General features: G+C 68.5%; 23 protein-coding genes. 17 read left to right on the top strand and 6 right to left on the bottom strand.

The window, feature by feature from the left end:
• The first annotated feature begins 3 nt into the window (after positions 1–3).
• A complete protein-coding gene (locus tag AC1DBN_RS13180; protein WP_056082715.1) occupies positions 4–273 on the top strand; it encodes a hypothetical protein in 270 nt (89 codons plus the stop codon).
• Positions 273–713 carry an SRPBCC family protein gene (locus AC1DBN_RS13175; protein ID WP_056083177.1) on the top strand — a complete coding sequence of 147 codons (441 nt, stop codon included), beginning with the start codon at positions 273–275 and terminating at the stop codon, positions 711–713. Before AC1DBN_RS13180 ends, AC1DBN_RS13175 begins: the two co-directional genes overlap by 1 nt.
• On the opposite strand, the gene AC1DBN_RS13170 is transcribed toward AC1DBN_RS13175, so the two are convergent.
• On the bottom strand, positions 691–2,250 hold the full coding sequence (locus AC1DBN_RS13170) for a carboxylesterase/lipase family protein (RefSeq protein ID WP_477723410.1): 1,560 nt from the start codon (positions 2,248–2,250) through the stop codon (positions 691–693). The two genes, AC1DBN_RS13175 and AC1DBN_RS13170, sit on opposite strands and share 23 nt — an antisense overlap.
• Here AC1DBN_RS13170 and AC1DBN_RS13165 point away from each other — a divergent pair.
• Entirely contained in the window at positions 2,249–3,109 is an 861-nt protein-coding gene (locus AC1DBN_RS13165; protein ID WP_477723409.1) for an ANTAR domain-containing protein, read from the top strand. The two genes, AC1DBN_RS13170 and AC1DBN_RS13165, sit on opposite strands and share 2 nt — an antisense overlap.
• Here the strand turns inward: AC1DBN_RS13165 and AC1DBN_RS13160 are convergent.
• Positions 3,094–3,384, bottom strand: a complete 291-nt coding sequence (locus AC1DBN_RS13160; protein ID WP_091717552.1) for a hypothetical protein — start codon at positions 3,382–3,384, stop codon at positions 3,094–3,096. The genes AC1DBN_RS13165 and AC1DBN_RS13160 overlap by 16 nt on opposite strands.
• A gap of 100 nt (positions 3,385–3,484) precedes the next feature.
• Here AC1DBN_RS13160 and AC1DBN_RS13155 point away from each other — a divergent pair, with 100 nt between their 5' ends.
• On the top strand, positions 3,485–4,201 hold the full coding sequence (locus tag AC1DBN_RS13155) for an AAA family ATPase (RefSeq protein ID WP_091717553.1): 717 nt from the start codon (positions 3,485–3,487) through the stop codon (positions 4,199–4,201).
• Here the strand turns inward: AC1DBN_RS13155 and AC1DBN_RS13150 are convergent.
• On the bottom strand, positions 4,172–5,158 hold the full coding sequence (locus AC1DBN_RS13150) for a methyltransferase family protein (protein WP_477723408.1): 987 nt from the start codon (positions 5,156–5,158) through the stop codon (positions 4,172–4,174). The two genes, AC1DBN_RS13155 and AC1DBN_RS13150, sit on opposite strands and share 30 nt — an antisense overlap.
• A gap of 280 nt (positions 5,159–5,438) precedes the next feature.
• On the opposite strand from AC1DBN_RS13150, the gene AC1DBN_RS13145 reads away from it, so the two are divergent.
• Positions 5,439–6,269, top strand: a complete 831-nt coding sequence (locus AC1DBN_RS13145) for a nucleoside hydrolase (RefSeq protein ID WP_477723407.1) — start codon at positions 5,439–5,441, stop codon at positions 6,267–6,269.
• 56 nt (positions 6,270–6,325) lie between these two features.
• On the opposite strand, the gene AC1DBN_RS13140 is transcribed toward AC1DBN_RS13145, so the two are convergent.
• On the bottom strand, positions 6,326–7,582 hold the full coding sequence (locus AC1DBN_RS13140; protein ID WP_477723406.1) for a glycoside hydrolase family 1 protein: 1,257 nt from the start codon (positions 7,580–7,582) through the stop codon (positions 6,326–6,328).
• A 217-nt stretch (positions 7,583–7,799) separates the two neighbouring features.
• On the opposite strand from AC1DBN_RS13140, the gene AC1DBN_RS13135 reads away from it, so the two are divergent.
• The 10 genes from AC1DBN_RS13135 (at position 7,800) to AC1DBN_RS13090 (ending at position 22,217) form a co-directional block, all read left to right on the top strand.
• Positions 7,800–9,353 (top strand): ABC transporter substrate-binding protein, encoded by a 1,554-nt coding sequence (locus tag AC1DBN_RS13135; RefSeq protein WP_091717559.1) that lies wholly within the window; start codon positions 7,800–7,802, stop codon positions 9,351–9,353.
• A 63-nt stretch (positions 9,354–9,416) separates the two neighbouring features.
• Positions 9,417–10,358 (top strand): ABC transporter permease, encoded by a 942-nt coding sequence (locus tag AC1DBN_RS13130; RefSeq protein ID WP_477723405.1) that lies wholly within the window; start codon positions 9,417–9,419, stop codon positions 10,356–10,358.
• On the top strand, positions 10,355–12,478 hold the full coding sequence (locus tag AC1DBN_RS13125; RefSeq protein ID WP_477723404.1) for a dipeptide/oligopeptide/nickel ABC transporter permease/ATP-binding protein: 2,124 nt from the start codon (positions 10,355–10,357) through the stop codon (positions 12,476–12,478). The genes AC1DBN_RS13130 and AC1DBN_RS13125 overlap by 4 nt, the downstream gene beginning before the upstream one ends.
• The gene (locus AC1DBN_RS13120; RefSeq protein WP_477723403.1) at positions 12,475–13,482 is read left to right on the top strand and encodes an oligopeptide/dipeptide ABC transporter ATP-binding protein; all 1,008 of its coding nucleotides are present in this window, start codon (positions 12,475–12,477) and stop codon (positions 13,480–13,482) included. The genes AC1DBN_RS13125 and AC1DBN_RS13120 overlap by 4 nt, the downstream gene beginning before the upstream one ends.
• A gap of 68 nt (positions 13,483–13,550) precedes the next feature.
• Positions 13,551–15,845, top strand: a complete 2,295-nt coding sequence (locus tag AC1DBN_RS13115) for a family 78 glycoside hydrolase catalytic domain (RefSeq protein WP_477723402.1) — start codon at positions 13,551–13,553, stop codon at positions 15,843–15,845.
• On the top strand, positions 15,842–16,798 hold the full coding sequence (locus AC1DBN_RS13110; protein WP_477723401.1) for a glycoside hydrolase family 43 protein: 957 nt from the start codon (positions 15,842–15,844) through the stop codon (positions 16,796–16,798). Before AC1DBN_RS13115 ends, AC1DBN_RS13110 begins: the two co-directional genes overlap by 4 nt.
• A gap of 52 nt (positions 16,799–16,850) precedes the next feature.
• A complete protein-coding gene (locus AC1DBN_RS13105; protein ID WP_477723400.1) occupies positions 16,851–17,702 on the top strand; it encodes a class I SAM-dependent methyltransferase in 852 nt (283 codons plus the stop codon).
• 59 nt (positions 17,703–17,761) lie between these two features.
• A complete protein-coding gene (locus tag AC1DBN_RS13100; RefSeq protein WP_477723399.1) occupies positions 17,762–18,226 on the top strand; it encodes a phage tail protein in 465 nt (154 codons plus the stop codon).
• Between the two features lie 62 nt (positions 18,227–18,288).
• On the top strand, positions 18,289–20,634 hold the full coding sequence (locus AC1DBN_RS13095; protein ID WP_477723398.1) for a glycosyl hydrolase family 95 catalytic domain-containing protein: 2,346 nt from the start codon (positions 18,289–18,291) through the stop codon (positions 20,632–20,634).
• 86 nt (positions 20,635–20,720) lie between these two features.
• Positions 20,721–22,217 carry a glycoside hydrolase family 43 protein gene (locus tag AC1DBN_RS13090; RefSeq protein WP_091717573.1) on the top strand — a complete coding sequence of 499 codons (1,497 nt, stop codon included), beginning with the start codon at positions 20,721–20,723 and terminating at the stop codon, positions 22,215–22,217.
• 29 nt (positions 22,218–22,246) lie between these two features.
• Here the strand turns inward: AC1DBN_RS13090 and AC1DBN_RS13085 are convergent, their stop codons facing one another.
• On the bottom strand, positions 22,247–22,714 hold the full coding sequence (locus AC1DBN_RS13085) for a CBU_0592 family membrane protein (protein ID WP_091717575.1): 468 nt from the start codon (positions 22,712–22,714) through the stop codon (positions 22,247–22,249).
• Positions 22,715–22,814: 100 nt separating this feature from the next.
• Here AC1DBN_RS13085 and AC1DBN_RS13080 point away from each other — a divergent pair, with 100 nt between their 5' ends.
• Together AC1DBN_RS13080 and AC1DBN_RS13075 are read left to right on the top strand one after the other, a co-directional pair.
• Positions 22,815–23,738 (top strand): LysR family transcriptional regulator, encoded by a 924-nt coding sequence (locus AC1DBN_RS13080; RefSeq protein ID WP_091717577.1) that lies wholly within the window; start codon positions 22,815–22,817, stop codon positions 23,736–23,738.
• A gap of 153 nt (positions 23,739–23,891) precedes the next feature.
• A complete protein-coding gene (locus AC1DBN_RS13075; RefSeq protein ID WP_477723397.1) occupies positions 23,892–25,043 on the top strand; it encodes a cation:proton antiporter in 1,152 nt (383 codons plus the stop codon).
• 4 nt (positions 25,044–25,047) lie between these two features.
• On the opposite strand, the gene AC1DBN_RS13070 is transcribed toward AC1DBN_RS13075, so the two are convergent.
• A complete protein-coding gene (locus AC1DBN_RS13070) occupies positions 25,048–25,887 on the bottom strand; it encodes an IclR family transcriptional regulator (RefSeq protein ID WP_477723396.1) in 840 nt (279 codons plus the stop codon).
• Between the last annotated feature and the right edge of the window lie 99 nt (positions 25,888–25,986).

The following is a 25,986-nucleotide window of genomic DNA, read 5'->3' as shown; positions in this document are numbered from 1 at the left end:
GCCGTGGATTCCTACCCGTATTCCGAGTGGGCCCGCCTGATCGGTGTCCCTGTGGAGGTCCGGAAGGGCCGCCGGACGGTGCGGTCCGGCGTGGTGGACAACGCCATGCCGGACTCCTCCGCCGTGTGGATTGCAGGCGACGCCAACGGCGGCCGTGCCCTGTTCACCGCCGCTGACGGCTACGAGGTGTGGATCAGCCCCCGTAAGTTGGACGGCAATCTTTGCTACAAAATGGCTGCCTCCCACCTTCCGGGTGCTCCTAGACTGGGGTGATGATCACAGTAGCCGGAAGTGTGGAAACCAAACTGTCCGCTGAGAAGGCCTTTGCCTTCCTGAGTGAGTTCGAAAACACCAGCAAGTGGGACCCCGGCACCCCTGTGATGGACAAGATCACGCCGGGGCCCGTGGCCGTGGGACACAAGTACCACGCTGAGGCCGAGTTCCGGGGGAAACGCCAGTCGCTGATTTACGAGGTCATCGAGCTGACGGGCAGCCACATCAAGCTGCGCGGGGAGAACAAGACCGTCGTCTCCTTCGATTCCATCGACGTCGCCCCCAATGGCACCGGATCCGTGGTGAAGTACACGGCAGAGTTCAGCATCAAAGGGCCGGCCAAAATCATCCAGCCGCTCCTGAAACCGCTGTTCATGCAGCTCCGCGACCCCGCATTGAAGGGCCTCCGGGACACGCTTAACTCACTGGCTGCCGCCTGACCTGGTTCCCGGCAAAAAACAGCCGGACCTCCCGCCGTGGGTCCGCTTCCAACCGGGGCGCGTCGTCGAGCATCATGGTGCGGCGCTCCTGCCCGTATTCCGGCCACGCCAGGCCGGGCTGGTCCGGGGCCCCGGTGCGGGCGAAGGCCGCCCAGGCTCCGCTCATGGTGTCGCTGAGGGCCTGCGGAGCTTTGCCCCGGGTCAGGTAGGCGGCGTCCGGGGAATCCAGGTGGCGGAACACGAACGGAATTTCCAGCGCGTGGCAGGAACCGAGCTTGCCGCCCATGGCCGGGCTGCGCCAGGTGAACAGGTAGGCGAACGTCCTGCCGTGCGCCGCGCTGTGTACTGACTGGAGCCTCGCATCAAGCAGGTTGTTGCTGGGCTGGCGGTACACCGTATCTGCGATGGCCGCCTCCAGCAGTTCCTTCCCGCGGGGCTCGCGTGCAAGCACGGCCGCCAGTGCCTCCGCGTATTCCGGCGCGACGTTTCCGGGCAGGCCGCCGGCGGACAGGACCGCGGCGGCCCGGTCCGGGTAATCAGGGTCTTCCGGCCGGTCCGGGCGCATTTCGACGGCGAAGGACCCCTCGTTGAGGTTGGTACCCACCAGCAGGTCCACGCCGCTGTTGATCCCGCTGCGGACCGCCTCCAGTGGAGGTTCCGGCAGTGACGGGGTCCCCAGTGTTGGCTGGAAGGGGAGCGGCACCGCGTAGCTTTCGGCGGCGATCCGCTCTTCGAGTTGCTGCTGGGCGGCCAGCAGCTGTTCCACCGGGAGGGTGCGTAGCTCACCTGCTGACGATTCGTCCAGGCCGCAAAGCCGCAGGAAGTCAGCAGTCACGCGCGCAGACGCCTCCGGGGTACGGAAGCGCTCCGCTGTGCCGCTTTGCATGATGGCCCGCCGGAAGAGGCCTTCCGACGCCGGCATGCCCAGCAGGGTGCCGATGGCTGCCGCGCCGGCCGATTCCCCGAACAGGGTCACATTGTGCGGGTCTCCGCCGAACCCGGCGATGTTGTCCCGCACCCAGCGCAGCGCCTGGAGCTGGTCCAGCAGGCCGAGGTTGGACGAATCCCCGAAATCATCGCCGAGCAGGTGTGCCAGGTGGAGGAAGCCGAGCGCGCCCAGCCGGTAATTGATGGCTACCACCACCGTGCCCGCCGCTGCGGCGAGGCGGGCGCCGTCGTACATCCCGTCACTGTTGGAACCCATCAGGTAGGCGCCGCCGTGAATCCAGACCATCACCGGCCGGCCCGTCCCGGCGGTGTCCGGCGTCCAGATGTTCAGGTTCAGGCAGCCGTCCTCACTCCAGGCCAGCGGGGTTTCGTTTGGATCACGGGTGTCCGGGTTCTGCGGCGCCGCGGGGCCGTACCCGGTGGCGTCCACCTCGCCGGTCCGCGCGGGCAGTGCGACGGGCGGTCGGAATCGCAGTTTCCCCGACGGCGGCTGGGCGTATGGGATGCCGAGGAACCGGTGCACGGTGCCGCCGTCCACTGCCAGGGTGGTTCCGCGGAAGGTTCCGCCGTTGCTGGAGGCGAGCTTCATGATTGACACCTTACGGGGTGTCCGCGGGTACGCTGAGGACTACCGTTCGGCAGTGGGCGGCCATGGCGTGCCATGGCTTATCAATTGTGTCCGGGAGGGAATATTTGTGGTTGACGCCGGGGTTTCGGGCGGCAAGGTTTTTGCCGATGTTGCAGCCCACGTTCAGGACCTTGTCCTGCAGAGTCCTGATGTGGTCCGGCTCCTGGACAGCCTTGCCCTCTACGCGGTAGCCCGGCTGGGGAGCGTAGGCCGGGAGCTGTTCTGCGGTATCTCCGTCAGCCGCCCCAAGAAACCCACGGCAGCGGCCGCCAGCGACACCAAGGCGAGGCTGCTTGACCAGCTGGAACTCAAGTACGGCCAGGGGCCAGGAGACTCCGCCGTCAGCAGCGCGGCCACCATGCACATCAAGGACCTGCGGGAGGAAGCGCGGTGGCCGGATTACGCCGCCGCGGCCACTCACCAGGGCGCCCACTCCGTGCTGGCCATGCCGCTGCAGCTCGAGGGTGAGGACCGCGGCGTGTTGGTCCTGTACAGCGGGCAGCCCCATGCTTTCAGCGCCGATGCCGTTGCCATGGCCGAGGCGTTCACGGAACAGGCGGCCAAGGGCCTGGCCCTGACGCTGCGGATGGCGAAGCTCCAGGACACCAAGGATGGAATGACCGCGGCAATGCAGACGCGGACGGTCATCGACCTGGCCACCGGTGCCATCATGGCGCAGAACCGCTGCAGCCAGGACGAAGCGTTCAAGGTGCTGCGGGAAGCCTCCAACAGCAGGAACATGAAGCTGCGGGACGTTGCCTCGCTGGTGGTGTCCTCGGTAGCCGGCGGCGCAAAGACGTTCACCTACTTCGACGAATAGGGATCCTTCGGCTCCACGGGTACCACGGTCAGCGGGGAGCTGCTGTACGGTGCCCGGACCACCAGGTCCGCCTCGGCACAGCACTCATTGACGGCCTGGGACAAAGCGTCGCGCTCCTTCTGCGGCAGTGCACCGGATTCCAGGCTGTAATTGCGGATGTCCTGTTCTGAGGCATCGCCGCCAAGGGCAACGTAGTCGAGCCACAGGCCGCCGATGTCCAGGTTGTGCAGCCTGATGACAGCTCCGGTCAGGGCCTGCTGGTCCGCCTCATCCATTGTCCCTCCTAGCTTTGGGAGATGATCTCCACCGGGATTCGGAGCCGGGATGCCTGCGGATGGGTGCGGATGGGAATTTCTTTCCTGTGAGAATGGGTCCATGGATCCCGGCACCTATCCCATCCGGCGGCTGGTGGAGAACCCCGACAACAGCCTGGACCGCGGCCGATGGCCTGCCGGCCTTCCGCTTGTGGCCCAAATCCTGGAAAAGGGCCTGGACCTTGCCCCGGCAACGATCCTGGTGGGGGAGAACGGATCGGGAAAGTCCACGCTGGTGGAAGCCATTGCCCTGGCGTACGGGCTGTCACCGGAAGGCGGTTCAACGGGCGCCCGGCACTCCACCCGGCCCACCGAATCGGTGCTGGCGCAGCACCTGCAACTGGTCAGGAACGCCGGTGCCACCCGCCGAGGGTATTTCCTGCGCGCCGAAACCATTCACGGGTTCTTCACCTACCTGGAAAACAATCCCGGCGGCCGGGACGCCGCCTTCCACGACATGTCACACGGGGAGTCCTTCCTGGAACTGGCGGTCAGCCGGTTCCGTGGACGCGGACTGTGGGTCCTCGACGAACCGGAATCCGCACTGTCGTTCTCCGGCTGCCTCAGCTTGCTGGCGATCCTGAAGGACTTGCTGGCTGAAGGGCATTCACAGGTGGTGATGTCCACCCACTCGCCCCTGCTGGCCGCGCTTCCGGGTGCGCAAATCCTGGAAGCGGGCCCCTGGGGACTGCGGGAGCGCGACTGGGACGATCTGGACCTAATCACCAACTGGCGCAACTTCCTCGATTCACCGCAGCGGTACCTCCGGCATATCTGACGGCGGCAGAGCATGGCGTCCGCTTCCCGGAGTGAGAGCCACGGGTGAATTCCTGCGCCGGCGGAGGGTGGGGATCCAGCACGGTACGGCCTCGCGGTATGCCTCGAAGCCGCTGCCGAAGCGGGCCTTGAGGTCCGCCTCCTCAAGCGGCCGCACGGCATAGTTCCACACCAGCGAACCCAGGACCGCGTAGCCCACCACGAACCAGGAGTGCAGCATGAGGCCCACCGCCGCGCCCTGGACAACGCCGGCCACCGCCATCGGATTGCGTATCCAGCGGTACGGGCCGGCAACCACCAGCGTGGTGGCCATGGCTGCGGGCAGCGGTGTCCCGTTTCCCCTGGTGGACATCGAAACGGCAGACCAGATTCCCAGCGCACTGGCCAGGATCAAGACCACCACGCCGGCCGGGCCGGCCGCTTGGGGAAAGGCAGCAGCCAGTCCCCAGCGCCGCTCAAGGAAGTCCAGGAACAGGGGAAGGACTCCCAGGAAGAAACCCCAGAACACGACGATCTGCCCAAAGGTGGCAGCCACATGGAACCTGGCGCCCCGCTGGCGGGCGGCGCGGAACGCGAACGGGCCACGGATGATCCACTCAACGGGAATCCGTCCCCACCAGGCCAAACAGAGGGCCGCGATCGAACCCGCCGCTGCTGCCACCATCAGGAGGGCACCAGCGCCTGCCTGCGTTGTGGCAGTGGCGTAGGCGCCGAGTGCAATGGTGACCACGGCGGACCACGCGGCAACAATGGCGGCAGCGGCCCGGACACCTGCTGCGGCCGCGGCGGACCCCACCACGAAGAGCGGGATGTCGAAAGCGGCAACAAGGGCGGGATCGAGGCTGCCGAGTGTGGCTGTCCGCACGGTGGGAGACACCGCAACTGCGGCCCACCACAGGGCTCCGGCCAATGCCTGCAGCGCAAAATACGCCCTGCCCCACCAACCTAATCGCGGCACGGATCCCCCCGAATCTCTCCCGGCATCCTTAGCGAATGCCGTAGGTTCCGCCTTGCGGGCCGCAAGCGGATCCCGGAGCTTTCCAGTGAATGAAAGCCATGGCCCGGGGATGGGGTGCGGCGGCAAGACTTGTTCCTGAGACTACCCGTCGATCCGGGAGCAGGGACTCCGCCGGTGCTCCCGGATGCGTGCTTACCGGCGCGTGGCCACGCCGGCGCCCGCCCGCACAAGCGCCAGGACAAAACCGGCGCCCGGCCCAGTGTAAAGGACCATGATGGACATGATTCCGGTTGAACCCCGGTGCAGGGTCATTATCGACAATGACTGGGCAGGTGACCCGGACGGGCTGGTGGGGCTGGCGCATCACGCGCTGTCCCCGACCAACCGGATCGTTGCTGTCACGTCGTCATTGACGAATCCCATGTTTGGGCCGCCGCAAGGCCGGGCCGTTGCCGGGGCGGATGTGGCGGCGGACCTGCTGCGGGTCCTCAAGCTGCCGGAACCGTCAACCGTCCAGGCCGGACCCGATGCCCCCTTCACGGGACAACCGCGGGAATCGGCAGCGGCCCGGGCCATCGTCGCCGCCGCTGCCGAACCGGCCGCGGGAGGCCTTCCGTTGGTCCTGGTCTGCGCAGGTCCCCTGACGAATGTTGCCGATGCACTCCTGCTGGAGCCGGCCATCGCGTCTTCGTTCACGCTTGCGTGGGTGGGCGGAGCCGAGGTCAACGACGACGAATACAACTACTTCACCGATCCCGCCGCTGCCGACTTCGTGCTGGGCAACCAGGACCTTGCCGTGTGGCAGTTCCCGGCCGAAACGTACCGGCAAATTGTTGCCCCGGTGGCGGAGCTGGACCAGCTGTTCCGCACAGCCGGAGCCGCCGGCGCCTGGCTGTGGGAGCTTTTCCACGGCCTGGACGTGCCGGACTTCGTGAAGTTCGGGCCATTGTGGTGCCTGGGGGACAGCGCCCCTTTGGTAGTAACGGGGCTCGACGACGTCACCTCCACGTTCACGGAGGCTGGCACCCAGCCCGTGCGCCGCACCTACACCTCCGTGGATACCAGGCTGATCATGGCCGATTTCGCCGCCAAGCTGCGGCTGCAGGCGTAGCAGCACAAAAGGAAATGGCCCGGATCTCCATGGGAAATCCGGGCCATTCGCCATGATCAGGCGGGCAGGGCCACCTGGGATGCCTGCTTCCGGGCGAAGCTGCCCAGCCAGTGCGCGCTCTCCTTGGGAGTGCGCTCCTGGGTGGTGCGGTCCACGGCGATCAGGCCGAACTTGGGCCGGTAGCCGAAGATCCACTCGAAGTTGTCGAACGCGGTCCACGCGATGTACCCGCGCACGTCGATGCCGTCCGCGATGCAGGAGGCAACGCCGTCCACCGCTGCCTGCAGGTAGGCAACGCGCTGGGTGTCGTCCTCGGTTGCCAGGCCGTTCTCGGTGACCATCACCGGAATGCCGGCCAGGCGGGCGGCTTCACGGACAGTGGCCTCAATGGCCTGCGGGTAGATTTCCTCACCCATCTGGTTGGTTTCCACGCCGTCCGGCGCGGGTGCATGGCCGTCCGGGCCGTACACCGTGCGGCCGTAAGTCTGGATGCCAACGAAGTCATCGCCCCGGGAAGCTTCGAGGAAGCGCTCGTTGACGTCGCGGCGCACCTTGTCCGCAATTTCCTCGCCGCCGGGGATGGCCTGGATGTCGGAGTTGGCGAGCGTCCAGCCCACCTGGAGGTCCGGGCGGTGGGCCTTGATCGCGGCGGTGGCAGCCTGGTGCGCGGCCAGCTTCACGGCGAACCCGGCCTCAGTGGAGCAGAACTGGAACGGGGCAATGGTGCTTGCGTCAATGCCGAGGCGCTGCGCTGCGGCAGCCCAGATCGGTACGGAGCCGCGGTTTTCCGGGGCTTCTCCGCCAATGCCGAAGGACTCCAGGAGCCAGGGCAGATTGGGCTCGTTCAACGTGCACGCGACGCCGATGAGGTGGCCGAAATGCGCCATGGCACGGTCGCAGTACCGGGCGAACAGCTCGGCCGTGCGGGCACCTTCCCAGCCGCCGGACTGCAACAGCCACAGCGGTGAGGTGAAGTGGTGGAACGTCACCACTGGGGTGAGGCCGTGCTCAACGCAGGCCTCCAGGACGCGCTTGTAGTGGTCCAGCGCGGCCACGGAGAACTGGCCTTCGGCCGGCTCGATCCGAGCCCACTCCAGGGAGAAGCGGTAGCTGGTGAAGCCCAGCCCGGCAATCAGGGCAATGTCCTCGCGGAAGCGGTGGTAGTGGTCCACGGCGTCCCCGGACGGCTCCGCGAAGATGGTCCCGGGCAGCTGCTCCAGGAACCAGGTATCGCTGTTGACGTTGTTGCCTTCCACCTGGTGGCCGGCGGTGGCCACGCCCCAAAGAAAGTCCTGCGGAAACGGGTTGGTCATGTGGTTCCTCTCGTGTTGGGGGCCGGCCAGGCGGCGCCCAGGCGTCTCTGCCTTCATCCATCCTGTCCGGCCGCGTGACCCCCGCCACAATACTTTTTCAATCAATGACATTGTCATGTCTGGCCCTGACGGCCCCGGCTGATTCTTGAAAGGTGCCGGACACCACCGGCCCCCTTTCTTTCCGTTGCAGTCACAGAAGAATGCGAAGGCGCACCCGATGAAACTCCTGACCACCACCGCCCGCGGCAGCGCTGCCGTCCTGACCGGCGCCCTGCTGATGGGCTCCCTGGCCGCCTGCGGCGGCGGCAGCCAGCAGGCGGCCACCGTGGACAAGTCCACCCTGACCATCGGCGTCGAAAGCGACTCGGCGTCCTTCGGCTACGACCCCATCCGCGTGGCAGACGCCCAGCGCCAGTTCATGGAAGGCCTGTACGACACCCTCCTGGACCTCCAGCCCGATGGAACGGCCGGCCCCGGCCTGGCCACGAAGTTCGAGTACAACGCAGACAGCACCGTCCTCACCCTGACCCTCGCGGACGGCGTCACCTTCACGGACGGTTCCACCCTGGACGCCGCACTGGTGAAGGCCAACTTCGACCGCCGCACCGACACCGCCCTGAGCACCTACTCAGCCATCGCCAAGGGCGGGGCGCAGGAAATCGCAAGTGTCGACGTCGTAAGCCCCACCCAGGTGGCCATCACCTTCGCCAAGCCGCAGCCGGGCTTCGAGAAGAACCTCACCTCCACCATGGGCATGATTGTGGGCAAGGCGGGCGTCGCCGACACCGCCAGCCTCGCCACCACGCCCGACGGCTCCGGCCCCTACACCCTTGACCCGTCCACGGTGAAGGGCAACAAGTACGTGATGGTCAAGAACGAGAAGAACGACGACGCCGCGGACTACGCGTACAGCAAGATCGTCTTCAACGTCATCATGGACCCGCAGGCCCGGGCCAACGCGCTGGTGTCCGGCCAAGCCGACGTGGCCCAGCTGACCTCGCCCACCGTGGACTTCGCGAAGTCCAAGGGCGTGGGCGTGTCCCGCATCGGCGGCACGGTGCAGACCATGATTTCGTTCGACAAAACCGGCAAGACCGCCCCCGCGTTCGCCAGCGAAAAGGTCCGCCAGGCCATCCAGCACGCCATCAACCGCCAGGCCCTGGTGGACGCGCTGCACAAGGGTGACATCCCCACCTGGAACGCCCTTCCGAAGGACTCGGCCGGCTTCACCGCGGACTTGGAGAAGACGTTCGCCTACGATCCGGAGAAGGCCAAGAGCCTGCTGGCCGAGGCCGGCTACGCCAACGGCTTCGAGTTCACCATCATCGCCGGCGCCCAGACCCAGACCGACCTGCAGGCTGTCCAGAAGGACCTCGCAGCGGTGGGCATCACCATGAACGTGAAGATGGCCGCCTCAACCGATGAGGCCTTCGCCGCCGTTGCCACCACCCCGCTGGGCTACGCACCGCTGGGCTGGGACAACCCGATCGGCCTGATGTACGGCGCCATCCTCAACGGTTTCACCAACGTCCAGAAGGCCACCGACGATCAGCTGAGCGCCGCCACCGGCGAAGCCGCCGCCGCCAAGGACGACGCCGCCCGGAAGACGGCACTGACCAAGCTGAACACCCGGCTGGTGGAGTCCGGCTGGCTGATCCCGCTCTTCGAATCACTGTCCAACTGGGGCTACAACACCAAGAAGGTCCAGGAAGTCCAGTTCGCCGGCACCAACGCCTACCCGCTGCTCTCGTCCTACAAGCCCACCAACTGATCCAACCCGCCCGGCGCCTGCCCACCAACGGAGGCGCCGGGCAAGACCAACGGAGGTCACCCCATGGCATTGTTCGTTGCCAAGCGCCTGCTCATGGCGCTCGCCACGGTGCTGGTGGTTGCGGTGCTGGCGTTCCTGCTGGTGCACGCGATGCCCGGCAGCCCGGGAGCTGTTTCGCTCGGCGCCGGCGCCTCCCAGGACGCGATCGACCAGCTGAACCAGCAGCTCGGCTGGAACGATCCGCTGTTCTCCCAGTTCTTCCGCTGGCTGGGCGACGCGGTGCAGGGAAACCTGGGAGTCTCGCTGATTGACGGCCGCTCCGTCAGCGCCGACCTGGCGGCCCGCCTGCCGGTGACGGCATCCCTCGCCGCCGGAGCCACGGTCCTCAGCGCCATCCTCGGCATCGCCCTGGGCGTCACCGCAGCGGTCCGCGGCGGTCTCCTGGACCAGGTGATCGGCGGGTTCGTGGGGCTCCTCGTGGCCCTGCCGGCGTTCTGGGTGGGCATCATCCTGGTCTACCTCCTCGCCGTCCAGTCCTCGGTCTTCCCGGCCACGGGCTACGTCCCGTTCGAGGTCTCGCCGCAGGACTGGGCGTTGTCCCTGGCGCTGCCGGTCATCACGCTGGCCGTGGGCGGGGCGGCCTTCATCGCCCGCCAGACCAGGGCCTCCATGCTCGAGGCGCTGCAGCAGGAACACATCCGCACCCTGCGCGCCACTGCCACCCCCACCTGGAAGATCCTTTACATCCACGCCCTGCGCTACGCGAGCCTGCCGATCGTTGCCGGCATCGCCCTGCAGTTCATCGGCCTGTTCGGCGGTTCCGTCATCGCGGAGCAGCTGTTCGCCATGCCCGGCCTGGGCCAGGCCGTTCAGACCTCCGTCAGCACCCATGACGCCCCCGCAGTCCAGGGCGTGGTGGTGATCGCCACCGTGGTGGTGGTTGCCGTCAACCTGGTGCTGGAGCTGGCCACCAAGTTCCTCGACCCGAAGTTGCGTGCCTCATGATTCCCACAGTTGCCCCGGCCCCCGCGGACGCGGACCAGGCAGGAAGTACGACGGCGGCAGGAGCCTCCGTGCCACGCTCCGGCAAGGCGGCACTCGCCAGGTTCTCCCGGCACCGGCTCTTCGGCTCGCCGGGAGCAGTGGCCGGCCTGGTGTGGCTGGCGGCCCTGGTCATTGCCTCCCTGACGGCGCCGCTGTGGCTGCCCTTCAAGACCGAAGACCAGGACTTCACCGCCGTCCTCTCCGGCCCCACCGCCGCCCACTGGCTCGGCACCGACGAACTGGGCCGGGACATCCTCAGCCGCATTTTCGCCGCGGCCGCCGGCACCCTGGGGACCTCGCTGATCACGGTGATTGTCGGCGTCGGGCTGGGTACCCTCCTGGCCATGGCCGCCGCCGGTGCCGAACGTACCGAGGCCGTCATCAGCAGGATCACGGAAGTCATGATGTCCCTGCCGGGAACCGTGATCATCCTGGCGGTGATCGGCGCGGTGGGAACCAACATTCCGCTCATCATGGCCATCCTGGGCATCCTGATGTCCGCTGGCATCTACCGGGTGGTCCTGGGCCAGGCCAAGTCCCTGCAGTCCCAGCTCTATGTTGACGCCGCCAAGGTGGACGGCCTCAGCCCGGTGGGCATCAGCCTCCGCCACGTCCTTCCCGGCCTGGCCAACACCATCGTGGTGCAGGCGGCCCTGATTTTCGCCGTCGGCATGCTGATCCAGGCCGGCCTGGCATTCATCGGCTTCGGCCCGCCCCTCCCGCAGCCCAGCTGGGGCGGCATGATCCAGGGCGCCTCGCAGCACGTCTATGACGCCCCCTGGATGATGGTTCCCACCGGCGCCGTCCTGGCGCTGACAGTCCTGTCCGCCAACGCCATCGGCAACGCCCTGGGCAAGGCGCCCAACGCCGCCGCACCGCACCTTCCCTCCGCCGCCGCGCGGAGGCAGCGGGCGGCAGCGGTCGCCGCGATCGCCGCCGCCCCGGCACCCAAGGACGCAGAGGCGCAGGAGGCCCCCGGGAACGGAACCCTCAGCGTCCGCAACCTTTCCGTCGGCGTCGACGGTGCTGGTACGGGCAACGGCGTCGCCCTTGTCACCGGCGTCTCCTTCGATGTCGCACCGGGCAGCGTCCTGGGCCTGGTGGGCGAATCCGGCTGCGGCAAGACCATGACCGCGCTGTCCCTGCTGGGGCTGCTGCCCTCCGGCGTCTCCGTCAGCGGTGGGCAGATCCTCTGGAACGGCAGGAATCTCGCCGCCGCAACGGAGAAGGACATGGAAGGCATCCGCGGCCGCGACATCGCGCTGATCAGCCAGGAGCCCATGCGGGCACTGGATCCCATGTTCACCGTGGGGTACCAGCTCACCGCAGCCATCCGCCGGCTCCGCGGCATGGGCAAGTCCGAGGCGCGCACGGAGGCCCGGAACCTGCTGGAAAAGGTGGGCATCGTGGACGCCCAGCGAATCCTGAAGACCTATCCGCACCAGATCAGCGGCGGCATGGCCCAGCGCGTTGCCATCGCACTCGCCCTCTCCGGACAGCCCCGGCTGCTGGTGGCGGACGAGCCCACCACCGCCCTGGACGTCACGGTGCAGGCCGAAATCCTGTCCCTGCTCCGGGCCTTGGTCAAGGACACCGGGATGTCAGTGGTGATGGTGACGCACGACCTCGGCGTAGTGGCGGACATCTGCGACCAGGTGGCCGTGATGTACGCCGGCCAGGTGGTGGAAAACGGCAAGACCGCCGCCATCCTGGACAACCCGCGCCACCCCTACACCCTGGCCCTCCTGGCCGCGGACCCGCACGCCAACGACGCGGACAACATGCCCGAACGCCTGGCCACGATTCAAGGCCAGGTGCCGCAGCCCAAGGACTGGCCCACCGGCTGCCGCTTCGCCGCCAGGTGCCAGTTCGCCGGCTCCGCCTGCACGGACCCCGTTCCGCTGCTGGCGTCCGGCACCGGCGAGGGCCTGGTGCGCTGCGTCAAGGCGGACCAGTTGGCCGTCGAGGGCATGGACTGGCTTGCCACCGATGTGCCCGCCGCCCGCCTCCTCCCGATTAGCTCCCAGCACACCACCGCCACCTCCCAGCACACCGCCGTCATCGAGAAGGACCTGGCATGAGCACCGCAGTCACGGAACGCACCGATTCCACCCTTCCCCACGACGGCACCTCCATGCTGGAGGTCAAGGACCTGGTGGTCCGCTACGGCCGGGGACGCAAGGCAGCCGCCGCACCGGCCGCCGCCGACCATGTCAGCTTCAGCATCGCCCCCGGCGAAACCGTGGGGCTGGTGGGGGAGTCGGGCTCCGGCAAGTCCACCATCGGCAAGGCCATCCTGGGACTGCAGAAGGTTTCCGGCGGGTCCATCAGCTACCAGGGCAAGGACATTACCTCGGCCGGCGCCGCCCAGCGCCGGGCCCTCGGCGGCGAACTCCGGGCCGTCTTCCAGGACCCCAACTCCTCCCTGAACCCCCGCAACACTGTGGGTACATCCCTCGCGGAACCGCTGCGCCTCCGTGGCGTGCCGGCGGCAGAGGCCCGCGCCAAGGCTGAGGACATGCTGGAACGCGTCGGGCTCCCGCGCGAGGCCGTGGACCGCTACCCCAGCCAGTTCTCCGGTGGCCAGCGGCAGCGGATCTCCGTGGCGCGGGCCCTGATCTGCGACCCCCAGCTGGTGGTCTGCGACGAAGCCGTCAGCGCGCTTGACCTTTCCACCCAGGCGCAGGTGCTCAACCTCCTGGCCGACCTCCGCGACGAGCGCGGCCTGAGCTACCTGTTCATCGCCCACGACATCGCCGTGGTGCAGTTCCTGGCTCAGCGCGTGGTGGTGCTCTACCGCGGCCAGGTCATGGAAAGCGGACCGGCGGCGGCCGTCACCGAAAACCCGCGGCACCCCTTCACACAGGCCCTCGTGGCCGCTTCACCCGTGCCCCGGCCCGCCGAACAGGCCGCCCGACGGGAAGCCCGCGAATCGCTCGGAGTCCGTACCGGCGCCGCCGCAGTACCCGGTCCCGGCGGCTGCCCCTTCCGGCTCCGCTGCCCCCTCGCCACCGAACTCTGCGCCACCGAACGCCCGGCGCTGCGGCGCGTGGGCACGGCGGACGTCGCCTGCCACTACGCCTGACGGCGCCTGCCTTTTCGCGGACCGAACCACCCTTGACCCTGCTTCCACCAGAACGGAACACTCCCTCCATGACTTCAGCTTCCTGGCTCGCCGCCATGATCACGCCCGAAAACGACTTCGACGGCGCTCCGCTGCTCCGCAAGGAGTTCACCCTTGAGGAGGGCCACGGCGCCGTGGTGAAGGCGACGCTGCGGGCCACCGCGTTGGGCGTCTACGAGGCGTCCATCAACGGCGTCCCCGCGGGTCCGGATGTGCTGAGCCCCGGCTGGAGCTCCTACGAGTGGCGCCTCCGCCACCGCAGCTACGACGTCACCGCACTCATCCGGCCCACCACAGTGATCGGCGTCGAGCTCGGCAACGGCTGGTACCGCGGCAGGCTGGCCTGGCACGGCATGTCCAACCTCTACGGCAGCGAGCTGGGGTTCTTCGGCCAGATGGACATCGAGTTCGCCGACGGGCACGTCCAGTCCGTTGCCTCGGATGCGTCCTGGCAGGCCGGCCTGTCCGCCACCACCTTTAACGACCTCTACGACGGCCAAACCATCGATTCCCGCCGGCTCCAGCAGGGCTGGGCGGAACCGGGCTTCGTGCCCGGCACCGGTTGGACCGGTGCGCGCGAGGTGGCGTTCGACGTCGGGCGGCTGGCTGAGCCGGTGGGCCCGCCCGTGGTGCGTGCCGGCGTTGTACGTCCCGTCGAGGTCTTCACCTCGCCGGGCGGAAAGACTTTGGTGGATTTCGGCCAGAATCTGGTTGGCTGGCTGCGGTTCACCGTGCAGGGCGAAGCGGGCCACACCATCACCATCAGGCATGCCGAAGTGCTGGAGGAGGGCGAATTGGGCGTCCGGCCGCTGCGCACGGCGAAGGCCACGGACACGTTCATCCTCTCCGGCGGCCAGGATTCCTTCGAGCCCACCAAGACCTTCCACGGCTTCCGCTACGCCGAGGTGACCGGCTGGCCTGGGAACCTCGGTGCCGATGACCTCGAAGCCGTGGTGGTCCACTCCGACCTGGAGCGCACCGGCACCTTCGAGTGCTCCAACGAACTGGTGAACCAGCTGCACCGCAACATCGTCTGGGGCCTGCGCGGCAACTTCCTGGACCTGCCCACGGACTGCCCGCAGCGCGACGAACGGCTCGGCTGGACCGGCGACATCGGCGTCTTCGCGCCCACCGCCGCCTTCCTCTACGACGTCAAGGGCTTCCTGCAGGACTGGCTGCTGGACCTCGCCGCGGAGCAGAAGGCGCAGGACGGGCTGGTCCCCATCACCGTGCCCGACGTCCTGAAGTACTGCCCGCAGCCGGCTGAATTCCCCGCCCCGGAATCCTCCGCGCTGTGGAGCGAGGCATCCGTCTGGGTGCCCTGGGCCCTGTGGGAGGCCTACGGCGACCTGTCCGTGCTGGAGAACCAGTACGAATCGATGGCCGCCCACACCCGCCGGGTGGAAGGCCTGCTCTCGCCCGTCGGGCTGTGGGATTCGGGCTTCCAGTTCGGTGACTGGCTCGATCCCGACGCCGCGCCGGACCAGCCGTGGGCAGCCAAGGCGGACACCGCCGTCGTGGCCACCGCCTGCATGTACCGGACCGCAATTCTCACCGCCCGGGCCGCAGGACTGCTGGGGAAGCACGACGACGAGGCCTCCTTCGAGGCGCTCGCCGCCCGGGTGCGGAACGCCTTCGCCGAGCATTACGTGGCGGCCGACGGCACCATTTCCAGCGACTGCACCACCGTCTACGCGCTGGCCATCGCCTTCGACGTCCTGCTGACGCCGGAGCTGCGGGAATTCGCCGGCAACCGCCTGGCCGAACTGGTCCGCGACAACGGATACCGGGTGTCCACCGGCTTCGCGGGGACGCCGTTCATCACCCACGCACTGACGGACACCGGGCACGTGGACGAGGCGTACCGGCTGCTGCTGGAGGAGGGCTGCCCATCCTGGCTGTACCCCGTGACCATGGGCGCCACCACGGTGTGGGAACGCTGGGACTCCATGCTCCCGGACGGCACCATCAACCCGGGCGAAATGACCAGCTTCAACCACTACGCCCTGGGCGCCGTGGCGGACTGGATGCACAAGGCCATCGGCGGAATCCGGCCGCTGGAGCCCGGCTATGCACGGGTGCTCATCCAGCCGCAGCCGGGGGAGGGGATCGACTGGGCGTCCACGTCCCTGAAGACCCCGCACGGCGAGGTCCGCACCGCGTGGAAGTACGACGACGGCGGGTTCCGGCTCGAGGCGACCGTCCCGGACGGGGTGGCGGCCGACGTCGTCCTTCCGGACGGTGCGCGGCACGGCGTCACGGGCGGAACGCACCACTTCGAAGCGGCGCTGGCGCCTGCCCCCGACTATGAGGTAAGCCGATGACGGGCCAACAGGAGACTGTTCCGCAGTTCCGCCTCGAGGACATCCGGATGCGTGACCCTTTCATCCTGGAGCCTGCCCCCGGCGAGTTCGTCCTGTTCGGAACCAGTGACACCAACGTGTGGGGCGGGCCGGCAACGGGTTTTGACTGCTACACCAGCCGCGACCTGGAGCACTGGGACGGTCCCGTCGCCGCGTTCCGCCCGCCACCGGGGTTCTGGGCCGACACGCAGTTCTGGGCGCCGGAAGCCTACGCCCTTGACGGGCGGTTCTTTATGTTCGCCACATTTGCCACGTCCACTGGCGCGCGCCCCCGCGGGGTAGCAGTGCTGGTCTCGGACAGCCCCACCGGCCCTTACCGCCCTTGGAGCGACGGACCTGTCACGCCGGCAACCCAGCCATGCCTGGACGGAACCCTGCATATCGACGGCGACGGCACCCGCTGGCTGGTCTACAGCCGCGGGACGGAGGGGACGCCGGACCAGGCAGGCATCGGTGACGGCAAAATGTACGCGCTGCGGCTGTCCGAGGACCTCCGCTCCGGTGTTGATGAGCCGGTCCTCCTGTTCGCGGCGTCCTCGGCCAACTGGACCCGTCCCCTTCGTTTCCCGGAGGGCGTGGAACCTCCCAAGGGTCTGAACCTGGCCGCGGATCCCATGTTCACCGACGGGCCGTTCCTGGTGCGCGCCGCTGAGGGCAGGCTTCTCATGCTGTGGTCCAGCCACGGCGAGACTGGGTATGCGATGGGCGTCGCCGAATCGGCCAGCGGGACCATCACCGGGCCCTGGACGCAGCATCGCGAGCCTCTGTGGTCCAGCGACGGCGGCCATGGCATGATCCTCCGCACGGCCGGCGGACGCGACTACCTGAGCTTCCACTGGCCGAACAGCTCTCCGGACGAACGGGTCACCCTCACCGAAATTGAGATCAGCGGGGCCGGTATCAGGATCCTGTAATGATGGAGGGTGTTCCGGTACCCGCGGCTGTACAACGATGTAGGCTGCCGGAATGAGCGACAGCCCCCTCGCGGTCGACTGGGAGACCGCACGCGCCACCAACCTGGACAACTGGGAAGACCGGGTGCCCCTGCACGAGGAAGCCTACGGACTCGGAGCGCTGGATTATCCTGGCTACCTGACCCCCGTGGTGCGCACCGATCTTGAAGCGCTCGCGCCCTTCGTTCCTGACGGAACTGTTGCCGGGCTGGACGTGTGCCACCTGCAGTGCCACATCGGGATGGACACGGTGTCGCTGGCCCGTGCGGGCGCCCGGGTCACCGGCCTGGACTTCTCGCCGTCCGCCCTTGCCTCCGCTGCCGGCCTGGCGGAAAAGCTGGGCCTGAAGGTGGCATGGGTGGAGGCGGATGTCCTGCAGGCGAGGTTGGCCGTTTCCGGCGACTTCGACGTGGTCTACACCAGCATCGGAACCGTCACCTGGCTTCCGGATCTGGCGCAGTGGGCGTCCCAGGTGGCAGCGCTCCTCAAACCCGGCGGCACCTTCTACATCCGCGACGGCCATCCTGCCCTCTACGCGGTGGATGAGGACGCCGAGGGGCTGCAGCTCCGCTACCCGTACTTTAACCGCGGCGAAGCCCAGGTGTGGGACGAGGAGTCCACCTATGTGGGCGACGGGAAGGTGGCCCATTCCCGCACCTACCAGTGGGCGCATCCGCTGTCCGACATCATCAACTCCCTCATCGGCGCCGGGATGCAGATCCTCCGCCTGGACGAAGGCACCACGCTGCCGTGGAAGTTCTCGCCCCGCATGGTGGACGTGCCGGACGGTTACGCGTGGCCGGAAGCCGAGCGGGACCTCGTCCCCTGCACCTACACCGTGGTTGCCCGCAAACCAGAGCTGTGAGTGCGCGGCAGCCGCTGATCTGCAACGATGTGCCACAGGACCAAAACCCAGGAGGACTCATGCCATACACCGCGGATTTCAAGAACGTCTCCACCGTTGGCCTGGAATCGTCACCGGTGGTGGACGCGCTTGCCGGGCTGCGCGCCAACGAGGCACGCTATTACAAGAACAAGTACGACCATGACTTCACCGTCACCGCCGCCCAAGACGATCCGGAGACGCTCGCCTACATCCACAACATCCTCGCCGAGGAGCGGGACCTGGTGATTGCCTCGAAGCCGCTTGAAGTGTCTTCCTTCGAGGTGGACGGGCTGCGGATGGCGTACGTGTTCTACGAGTCCGGGCTCTCCATCAACGTCATGTACGGCATCGAGGAAGGCGCAAAGCGGGCGGTTGGATTTAAGCTGTCCGACGGCATGGAGGTGCCGGAGGAATTGGCGTCCAGCTTCAAGTTTGCGCGCCAGAAATCCAAGCTCGCGGGCACCATCCGCGGCTCCTACTTCGTGATCAAGGGCCAGTACTGAGCCGGCGGGCCGCCGCGGGGCAACCGCCGGCCATCGAACTGCCCTGCGCCGATCCCGGCCACGTGCTCTGGTACCGCGGGGCGGCGGAACAGTTCGTCGAGTCACTGCCGGTGGGCAACGGCCTCACCGGTGCCACGCTGCGCGGCCTGGCCGGCGGCGAGCGCATCCAGCTCAACGAGGGCTCGGCTTGGTCCGGCCCCACGGACCGGTCCGCGCCGCTGCTCGACCCGGCCGAGGGGACGGCAACGCTCCAGGCCGTCCGCGAGGCCATCGACGCCGGTGACGTCCGGCGGGCGGAAGACCTGCTGATGGCCTTCCAAAGCACGCATTCACAGGCGTACCTTCCGTTCGCCGTCGTGTCCGTCGAAGCCGCCGGCACCGCCGCTCCGGCAGATGGCCCCGCCCGGTGGCTCGATCTCCGGACAGGCATCGCCGGGCACCGCTACCTCCTGGACGGTTCCGAGGCGCGTCACCGGACGTTCGCTTCCCACCCCGACGCCGTCATTGTGCATGACATTGCGTTTGGTGCGCCCGCTGACCTGCGGATCGGGATCTCGCCGGACAAGATCGCCGCACGGGGCATGGGCGCCGTCACACAGGACTGGGGAACGGAGGTCCGGCTGGGCGTGGTGCTTCCCGCTGATGTCGCGCCGTCCCATGAACAGGCTGCCGAACCGGTCGTTTATGGCCCGGATTCCCGGGCCGGTGCGGTCCACGCCGGCATTGTCACGGACGGCGATGCCGGCTTTGCCCACGGGGTCCTGGGCATCCGGGGCGCCACTTTTGTCAGGATCGTCGTGGCGACGGGCACCGTGCTCAACCACCCTTATGCCCGCCACGCCAACACCGCGGACGACGCCGATGCGCTGGCACGGCTCCTCAGCGCACGGATCGCGGGGGTACTGAAGGAAGAAGCCTTCGAGCCGGCCATGGAGCGCCACCTCGCCGACCACGCCGGGCTTTACAGCCGCGTTGCGCTCGAGCTCGGCGGCGGCTCGGCGGCCGCCGCAGGGAAGCCGACCGATGAGCGCATCCGCGCCTTTGAAAGGGATAAGTCAGACTCGGCCCTGATGGCGCTGCTGTTCCATTATGGCCGGTACCTGCTGATCGCCTCCTCGCGGGAGGCCGGGTTCCCGGCCAACCTCCAGGGCATCTGGAACGAGCAGCTGCAACCGCCCTGGAGCAGCAACTACACCATCAATATCAACACCCAGATGAACTACTGGCCCGCCCTCACAACCAACCTCGCGGAATGCCATGACCCGCTGCTCCGGCTGGTGGATACCCTCGCCCGCACCGGAACCGCGGCGGCAGGCCTGTACGGTGCCCGCGGCTGGGCGGCCCACCACAACACCGACCCCTGGGGCCACCCGTTCGCGGTGGGAGCCGGCACGGGAAACGCGATGTGGGCCAGTTGGGCGATGGGCGGAACGTGGCTGGCAGACTCCGTGTGGCGGCACTACTCCTATACGGGGGACCTCGCCCGCCTCCAAGCGTCGTGGCCCGCCCTCGAAGGCGCGGCCCTCTTCGCACTGGACTGGATCATCGGCGAAGCTGACAGCGGAACGCACACGTCGCCGTCGACCTCTCCCGAAAACCGCTTTGTCGCGGACGACGGCGGCCCCGCAGCGGTGGGCAGGTCCGCCACCATGGACGTTTCCCTGCTCAGGGCTCTGTGCGGTTCGGCGCGGCAGGCGGCGGCAGTGCTCGGTGCCCCCGTGCCTTGGCTCGATGACCTCACCCGGAAGGTGGCGGCGCTTCCGCAGCCAGCCATCGGCGGCCGCGGTGAAGTCCTCGAATGGGCCTTCCCTGCCACCGAACACGAGCCGGAACACCGGCACACCTCGCACCTGGCGGGGCTGTTCCCGCTGCAGGAATGGAGCCCGCAGGCCACTCCGGAACTGGCCGCCGCGGCAGCACGGACGCTGGAACTCCGCGGCCCGGAATCGACGGGCTGGGCCATGGCCTGGCGCCTCGGCCTGTGGGCCCATCTGGGCGACGCCGGCAAAGCGGAGGAGAGCCTGCACCTCGCCTTGCGCGTGGCCGGGGAGGGGCTGGCCGAACGCGGCGGGGTCTACCCCAACCTGTTCACCGCGCACCCGCCCTTCCAGATCGACGCCAACTTTGGAACGACGGCGGGCATCGCGGAGATGCTGGTGCAGTCGGACGCCGCCGCCATCCGGCTCCTCCCGGCACTGCCGGCCGCATGGGGCGAGGGATCGGTCAGGGGGCTGCGCGCTGTGGGCGGCATCGGGGTGGACCTTCGGTGGTCCGGCGGGGTCCTAGGGAGCGCGGTGCTCCGTTCGCCCGAGGCCGTGCGGCGGGACGTCGTGTGGGACGGGAGACGCGTCAGCGTTGAACTGGCAGGGGGCGAGGATTTCGAGCTCAGCGAGGACAGCTTCCTGTAAAGGACGCGCAGCCTGCCGGGCAGAATGCCTTCCAAAGGGTGAAACCGGCCCGGCCCTGACGTGGCTGCAGGCGGCAGGATGGCTGGATGCAGACCAACCCCATCCTGTCCGGATTCAACCCTGACCCCAGCATCGTCAGCACCCCGAACGGCTACTACCTGGCCACGTCCTCCTTTGAATACCTGCCGGGCCTGCCGATCTATCACAGCAAGGACCTCAAGGACTGGGAGCTGGTGGGGCACGTGGCCACCCGCGAGGAGCAGGTCCGGCTCGCCAACGTCCCCACCCCCGGAGGAGTCTGGGCGCCCACCCTCCGCTACCGTGACGGTGTCTTCTACCTGATCGTGTCGATCTTCCTCGGCGGCCGGGGCTGCGTGGTGTTCACGGCCACCGACCCCGCCGGCCCCTGGAGCGACGGCACAGCCATCGGGGCGGTGGACGGCATCGACCCGGACCTCGCGTGGGATGAGAACGGCACCGCTTATGTCACCTTCGCCCGCCACCCGGACGCCATCCAGCAGGTGCGGGTGGATCTCGCAACTGGAGAAGCGCTTGAGCAGCCCCGCGCGCTGTGGTCCGGCAGCGGACTCTATGCGCCGGAAGGGCCGCACCTCTACCACCGCGGCGACTGGTGGTACCTGGTCGCTGCGGAGGGCGGGACGGACAGGGGCCACGCCGTCACCGTGGCACGGTCACGCCGCCCGGACGGACCTTTCGAGCCCGCGCCGCACAACCCCGTCCTCACCGCTGCAGGCACTGGATCCCCGGTCCAGAACACCGGGCATGCAGACCTGGTGGAGCTTCCCGACGGCGGCACGGCCATGGTCCTGCTGGGCGTGCGTCCGGTGGGCCTCACCCAGGCGTTTTCACCCCTGGGCAGGGAAGCCTTCCTCACCGGGGTGGAGTGGAAAGACGGGTGGCCCCACGCGCAGCTTCCCGTCGTGGGCGGGACGCGGCCGGAACAGGCGGAGTACGACTTCACCCACGGTGCAGGCCCGGACCACCCCGCCTGGATCGGGGTCCGCAGGATGCCCGCCGAATTCACGGCGCCGACGTCCAAGGGCCTCCTGATCGCCGGCGACGGGAGCACCATGGGTTCGCCCCGGCCCTGCTTCCTCGCCCAGCGCCAGCGCCACCTCGGCATGGAATTCCGGGCGGTGCTGAGCGTCGCCACGGGCAGTGGGGGCGTGGCCGTGCGGAACGCCGAGGACAACTGGTTCGGCATCGAAGCCAGCCAGGGGCAGAGTAAGGACTGCGACGGCGTCAGGATCACCGCGCGTGCCGTCGTCGCCGGCTTTGACCGGACGTGGGAGGCGACGGTTCCGTCCGGCGACGTGGAACTGGCCATCGTGGCCAGCCCGCCGCCGTCGGACTTCAGCGCCGGCGCCGTGGGTGGCGACAGGATCCGCCTGACCGTCCGCGCCGCCGGGCCTGGCGGGAGCCCGGAGGTGCTGTTGGCCGAGCTCGACGGGCGGCACTGGACCTTCGAAACCGCCAAGGCCTTCACCGGGAGGGCGTTCGGCGTTTACGCCGTTGACGGTGAGGTCCTGGTCCGCCGGGTGTCCTACCGCGGCGAAGACTGACTGATCAGCACGGTGCCCGATGGCCACCGCTAGACGGCGACGGCGCCCTGCCGTGTGGGTGCGACGGCGGATGCCGTGCATGCCGCGTAAGGCTCAGCGACGTAGGGCTGAGCGGCATAGGTCTCCGCTGCATAGGCTTCGACCGCTCGCGCCTCAATGGGGTACGGTCCGCTGACGCGCGGCTCGATGACGGCGAGCTGGCCGGTGGCGTCCGGGACGCCGGGCAGTTGCACCGCGGGAGCGTCATTGCTGGCAGAGCCGCCGGCGGCGCGCATGCGAAGAAGCGCCACGGCGGAAATGAGGCACCAGGCAACGTTTGTGGCCACGGAAGGCCACGCACCGTGGAAGGCGCCGTTGATGATGAATGCGGACGCGCCCACGAGGTTCGCGGTCTGGAAAGCCTTGCCGGCCTTCAGCCACCCCATGGAGACGGTCAGGTATGCACTGAGGATGGCGACGGCGCCGGCCCAACCGGCAATTTCCCACAGCAGTTCCATGGTGTCCTCTCTGAAATCGTTACCTAACGGCAATTGTGGGGGCCGGAAGAGGTGTAGTTCAATTGCATTCTTCTGAAGACCAGGTTTAGAACGGCTTAACATGAATCTCGACCCGCGCCGCCTGCTGGTGCTGCTGGCCGTGGCCCGCACGGGCGGTGTCCTCGCGGCGGCCGATGAGCTGAGGATCACGCCCTCCGCGGTGTCCCAGCAACTGAGCAAACTGGAGCACGAAACGGGGCAGGCGCTGGTACTGCGGACGCCGAAGGGTTCGGTGCTGACACCCGCCGGCCTGGCGATGGCAGAGGCGGGCGAAGAGATCGAGCGCGCCCTCACCGTGGCGCGCGCACGGATGGAAAGCGGAGCCACCATCGAAGGGGTGGTGCGCATCGGCGGGTTCACCAGCTTCGTGCGGACAGTAGTGATTCCGCGGCTCCCCGAGTGGCGGAACCAGTTCCCCCAGCTGCAGATCCGGATCGTGGAGGACGACTATCCCGCCCTGATGCGGCTGCTCCGCCAACGCCAGCTCGATGCCGTGGTGGTGGAGCTGGACTCGACCACGGCGGAGCAGCGGACACTCGCGGCCGGGATGATCGAGGAGCCGCTCCTGGACGAACCATGGAAACTGGTGGTCCCCACCGGGGCGCTGCTGACCACCGAAAACGTGGACCTTGGCCGGCTCCCGCTTCCGTGGCTGGGCGTCGAGCAGTCAGCAGCCAACGCCGCCGTGATCGGACGGCTCCGCCACTCGACGGGCGCCCACATCGAAACGGTGCACCAGTACCAGGAAACCCTGACGGCGCTGGCACTTGTCGCCGCGGGCGAAGGGGTGGCGATCGTCCCCACCCTGGCCTTGGCCGGGGTGGTCCAGGATGGTGTGGAAGTCCTGGACGTTCCCGGGCTGGGAACCCGGCGCATCGTCCTGCGGCGGTTCGCGGGGCGCCGGCCGGCCAGCACCCCGCTGGATACCGTTGCCCGGCTGCTGCGTGAATCAGCGGCCGCGTTCGATACCCGGTCTGCCTCCTGATCGGCCCACAGAACCCACGCCGTTGACCGCCTGCACGGGCGTGGATACTGTGAGCGCACCATCCGCGCCGCTGGCGAATCCCACGGGCCACGGACGCTGCGAGCCGGTACCGGGAGCGGATGGGGGTCCCGGCGCCCAGGCCGAAGGAGGGCCGTGTCGTTCTTCCAGCTCTCGCTGATCGCCGCCGTCGCGCTCCTGGGACCCTTGCTGGCGTTCCCACGGAAGTGGCACCTGCCCATGGTGCTGGGGCAGCTGCTGGCCGGCATCGCCATTGGGCGCACCGGCCTGGGCCTGGTGGATTCCTCAGACCCGACGTTCACGTTCGTGGCGGAGGTGGGGTTCGCGCTCATTATGTTCGTGGCCGGAACGCACGTGCCGGTGCGGGACCGGGCCATCCGCCCTGCCCTGGCGGGCGGTGCGCTCCGCGCAGCCATTGCCGCGGCGCTCGCGGCCGCCGTCGGAACCGGCATTGCGTTCGCCTTCGGCACCGGCCACGCCCCGCTCTACATCGTCCTGCTTGCCTCGTCCTCGGCGGCCCTGGTCCTGCCGATCATTGATTCCCTGCGGCTGGCCGGTCCAAAGGTCCTCACCACCACGGCGCAGGTTGCCGTGGCGGACATCGCCTGCATCGTGGCGCTGCCGCTCGCCGTGGACCCGCCCAACGCTGCGCGGGCGGCGGTGGGGGCGGCCGCCGTCGCGGCCTGTTCGGTGGCGTTGTTCTTCGTGCTCCGCTGGCTGGAGCTCAGCGGCACCCGCGGGCGGGTGCATGACGTGTCCGAGGACCGGAAGTTCGCCCTGGAACTCCGGATCCAGCTGGCCCTGCTCTTCGCCCTCTCCGGGCTGGCGGTGGCAGGGCACGTGTCCGTGATGCTGGCCGGATTCTCCTTCGGCCTGGTGGTGGCGGCCGTGGGTGAACCCCGGCGGCTGGCGCATCAGCTCTTCGCCGTGAGCGACGGTTTCCTCGGGCCCGTGTTCTTCGTCTGGCTGGGCGCATCGCTGGACCTGCGGGCCCTCGCCGGCACCCCCGGCATGGTGCTCCTCGGGCTCTGCCTCGGAGCAGGAACCCTGCTGGTCCACGGCAGCCTGCGCCTGCTCGGCCAGCCGCTGCCACTCGCGGTCCTTTCGGCGTCCCAGCTGGGCGTGCCGGTTGCTGCCGCCGCCATCGGCACCCGGCTGAACCTGCTGGAGCCGGGCGAAGCCTCGGCGTTGATCCTGGGCGCCCTGATCACCATCGGGGCCAGCGCCGCCGCAGGTTCACGGGCGGCCCGCGCGTTTGCCCGGAACGCCCCCGCCACCGCGGGCTAGGCGGCTACCCCCGCGAGTGCGTCCGCACGTCCGCGCTGACCGTTGCCTGGTGCCCAAGGTTCCTGGACACGGCGCGGGCGGCGGCACGGACCGCCGGCGCCAGCACGTTCGGTGGAGTGGAGCCATCCGGAACCACGATGGACAGGGCCGCAACCACCGAACCCTGCGCATCGAAGACCGGCGAGGCCACAGACACGGTCATTGATGGGTGGCTGCGCCGGATCATGGCGATTCCGGTGCGGCGCACGTCGGAGAGGGTCCGCCGCAGCTGCCCCTCGGGCATCTCCGCCACACCCGGTTCCTTCTCCGGCGGTTTGGCCATGATGGCTTCCTGGAACTGCTGGTCCGCTCCCGCCAGCAGCACCAGCCCCACGGCGGTGGACCGCAGCGGCGCCCGGCCGCCCACCCGGTACGCCACCTCGGTGGCGTCCTTGGATGAGAGCCGTTCGATCAGCACCGCCTGTTCGTTGTCCCGCACGGCCAGCAGGACGTGGTGGCGCGTGACTTCGAAAAGGTCCTCGAGGTACGGCAGCGCGATCTCGCGCACGCCGTGCCCGCGCGGAGACAGGGATGCCACCTCCCAGAGGCGGACCCCCACGACGTACCGGCCGTCATCGAGCCTCTCCAGGGCACCCCAGGCCACCAGCCGGGAGATCAGGCGCAGCGCGGTGGGCGCGGGCATGTCCGCGTGGCGGGCGAGTTCAGAGAGGGTCAGCGCCCGGCGGCGGTCCGAGAAGACGGCCAGCAGGCTCAGCGCCCGGTCAATGACAGGTTCGCCCTGCTTGGGCCGCTTTCCGCGGGCAGGCGCGGCGTTGGGGGTATCCGTGTCCGGAGAGAGGGTCATGGCAGTGGTTCCTAGCGCCGTTGGCAGAGCATACGGCCCACAGCGGCACCGTGAGCTGAACCACAATACTATTCCAACCATTGAAAGCCGCCTGTGAGG

This window comes from Pseudarthrobacter sp. 10T415 (genome assembly GCF_056394175.1).
This window is presented reverse-complemented; position numbering and strand designations above follow the sequence as displayed.

Coding starts and splice junctions, on each gene's coding strand:
- AC1DBN_RS13175 (WP_056083177.1), top strand. CDS start 273: ATGATCACAGTAGCCGGAAGTGTGGAAACCAAACTGTCCGCTGAGAAG.
- AC1DBN_RS13165 (WP_477723409.1), top strand. CDS start 2,249: ATGATTGACACCTTACGGGGTGTCCGCGGGTACGCTGAGGACTACCGT.
- AC1DBN_RS13170 (WP_477723410.1), bottom strand. CDS start 2,250: ATGAAGCTCGCCTCCAGCAACGGCGGAACCTTCCGCGGAACCACCCTG.
- AC1DBN_RS13160 (WP_091717552.1), bottom strand. CDS start 3,384: ATGGATGAGGCGGACCAGCAGGCCCTGACCGGAGCTGTCATCAGGCTG.
- AC1DBN_RS13155 (WP_091717553.1), top strand. CDS start 3,485: ATGGATCCCGGCACCTATCCCATCCGGCGGCTGGTGGAGAACCCCGAC.
- AC1DBN_RS13145 (WP_477723407.1), top strand. CDS start 5,439: ATGATTCCGGTTGAACCCCGGTGCAGGGTCATTATCGACAATGACTGG.
- AC1DBN_RS13140 (WP_477723406.1), bottom strand. CDS start 7,582: ATGACCAACCCGTTTCCGCAGGACTTTCTTTGGGGCGTGGCCACCGCC.
- AC1DBN_RS13135 (WP_091717559.1), top strand. CDS start 7,800: ATGAAACTCCTGACCACCACCGCCCGCGGCAGCGCTGCCGTCCTGACC.
- AC1DBN_RS13130 (WP_477723405.1), top strand. CDS start 9,417: ATGGCATTGTTCGTTGCCAAGCGCCTGCTCATGGCGCTCGCCACGGTG.
- AC1DBN_RS13125 (WP_477723404.1), top strand. CDS start 10,355: ATGATTCCCACAGTTGCCCCGGCCCCCGCGGACGCGGACCAGGCAGGA.
- AC1DBN_RS13120 (WP_477723403.1), top strand. CDS start 12,475: ATGAGCACCGCAGTCACGGAACGCACCGATTCCACCCTTCCCCACGAC.
- AC1DBN_RS13115 (WP_477723402.1), top strand. CDS start 13,551: ATGACTTCAGCTTCCTGGCTCGCCGCCATGATCACGCCCGAAAACGAC.
- AC1DBN_RS13110 (WP_477723401.1), top strand. CDS start 15,842: ATGACGGGCCAACAGGAGACTGTTCCGCAGTTCCGCCTCGAGGACATC.
- AC1DBN_RS13105 (WP_477723400.1), top strand. CDS start 16,851: ATGAGCGACAGCCCCCTCGCGGTCGACTGGGAGACCGCACGCGCCACC.
- AC1DBN_RS13100 (WP_477723399.1), top strand. CDS start 17,762: ATGCCATACACCGCGGATTTCAAGAACGTCTCCACCGTTGGCCTGGAA.
- AC1DBN_RS13090 (WP_091717573.1), top strand. CDS start 20,721: ATGCAGACCAACCCCATCCTGTCCGGATTCAACCCTGACCCCAGCATC.
- AC1DBN_RS13085 (WP_091717575.1), bottom strand. CDS start 22,714: ATGGAACTGCTGTGGGAAATTGCCGGTTGGGCCGGCGCCGTCGCCATC.
- AC1DBN_RS13080 (WP_091717577.1), top strand. CDS start 22,815: ATGAATCTCGACCCGCGCCGCCTGCTGGTGCTGCTGGCCGTGGCCCGC.
- AC1DBN_RS13070 (WP_477723396.1), bottom strand. CDS start 25,887: ATGACCCTCTCTCCGGACACGGATACCCCCAACGCCGCGCCTGCCCGC.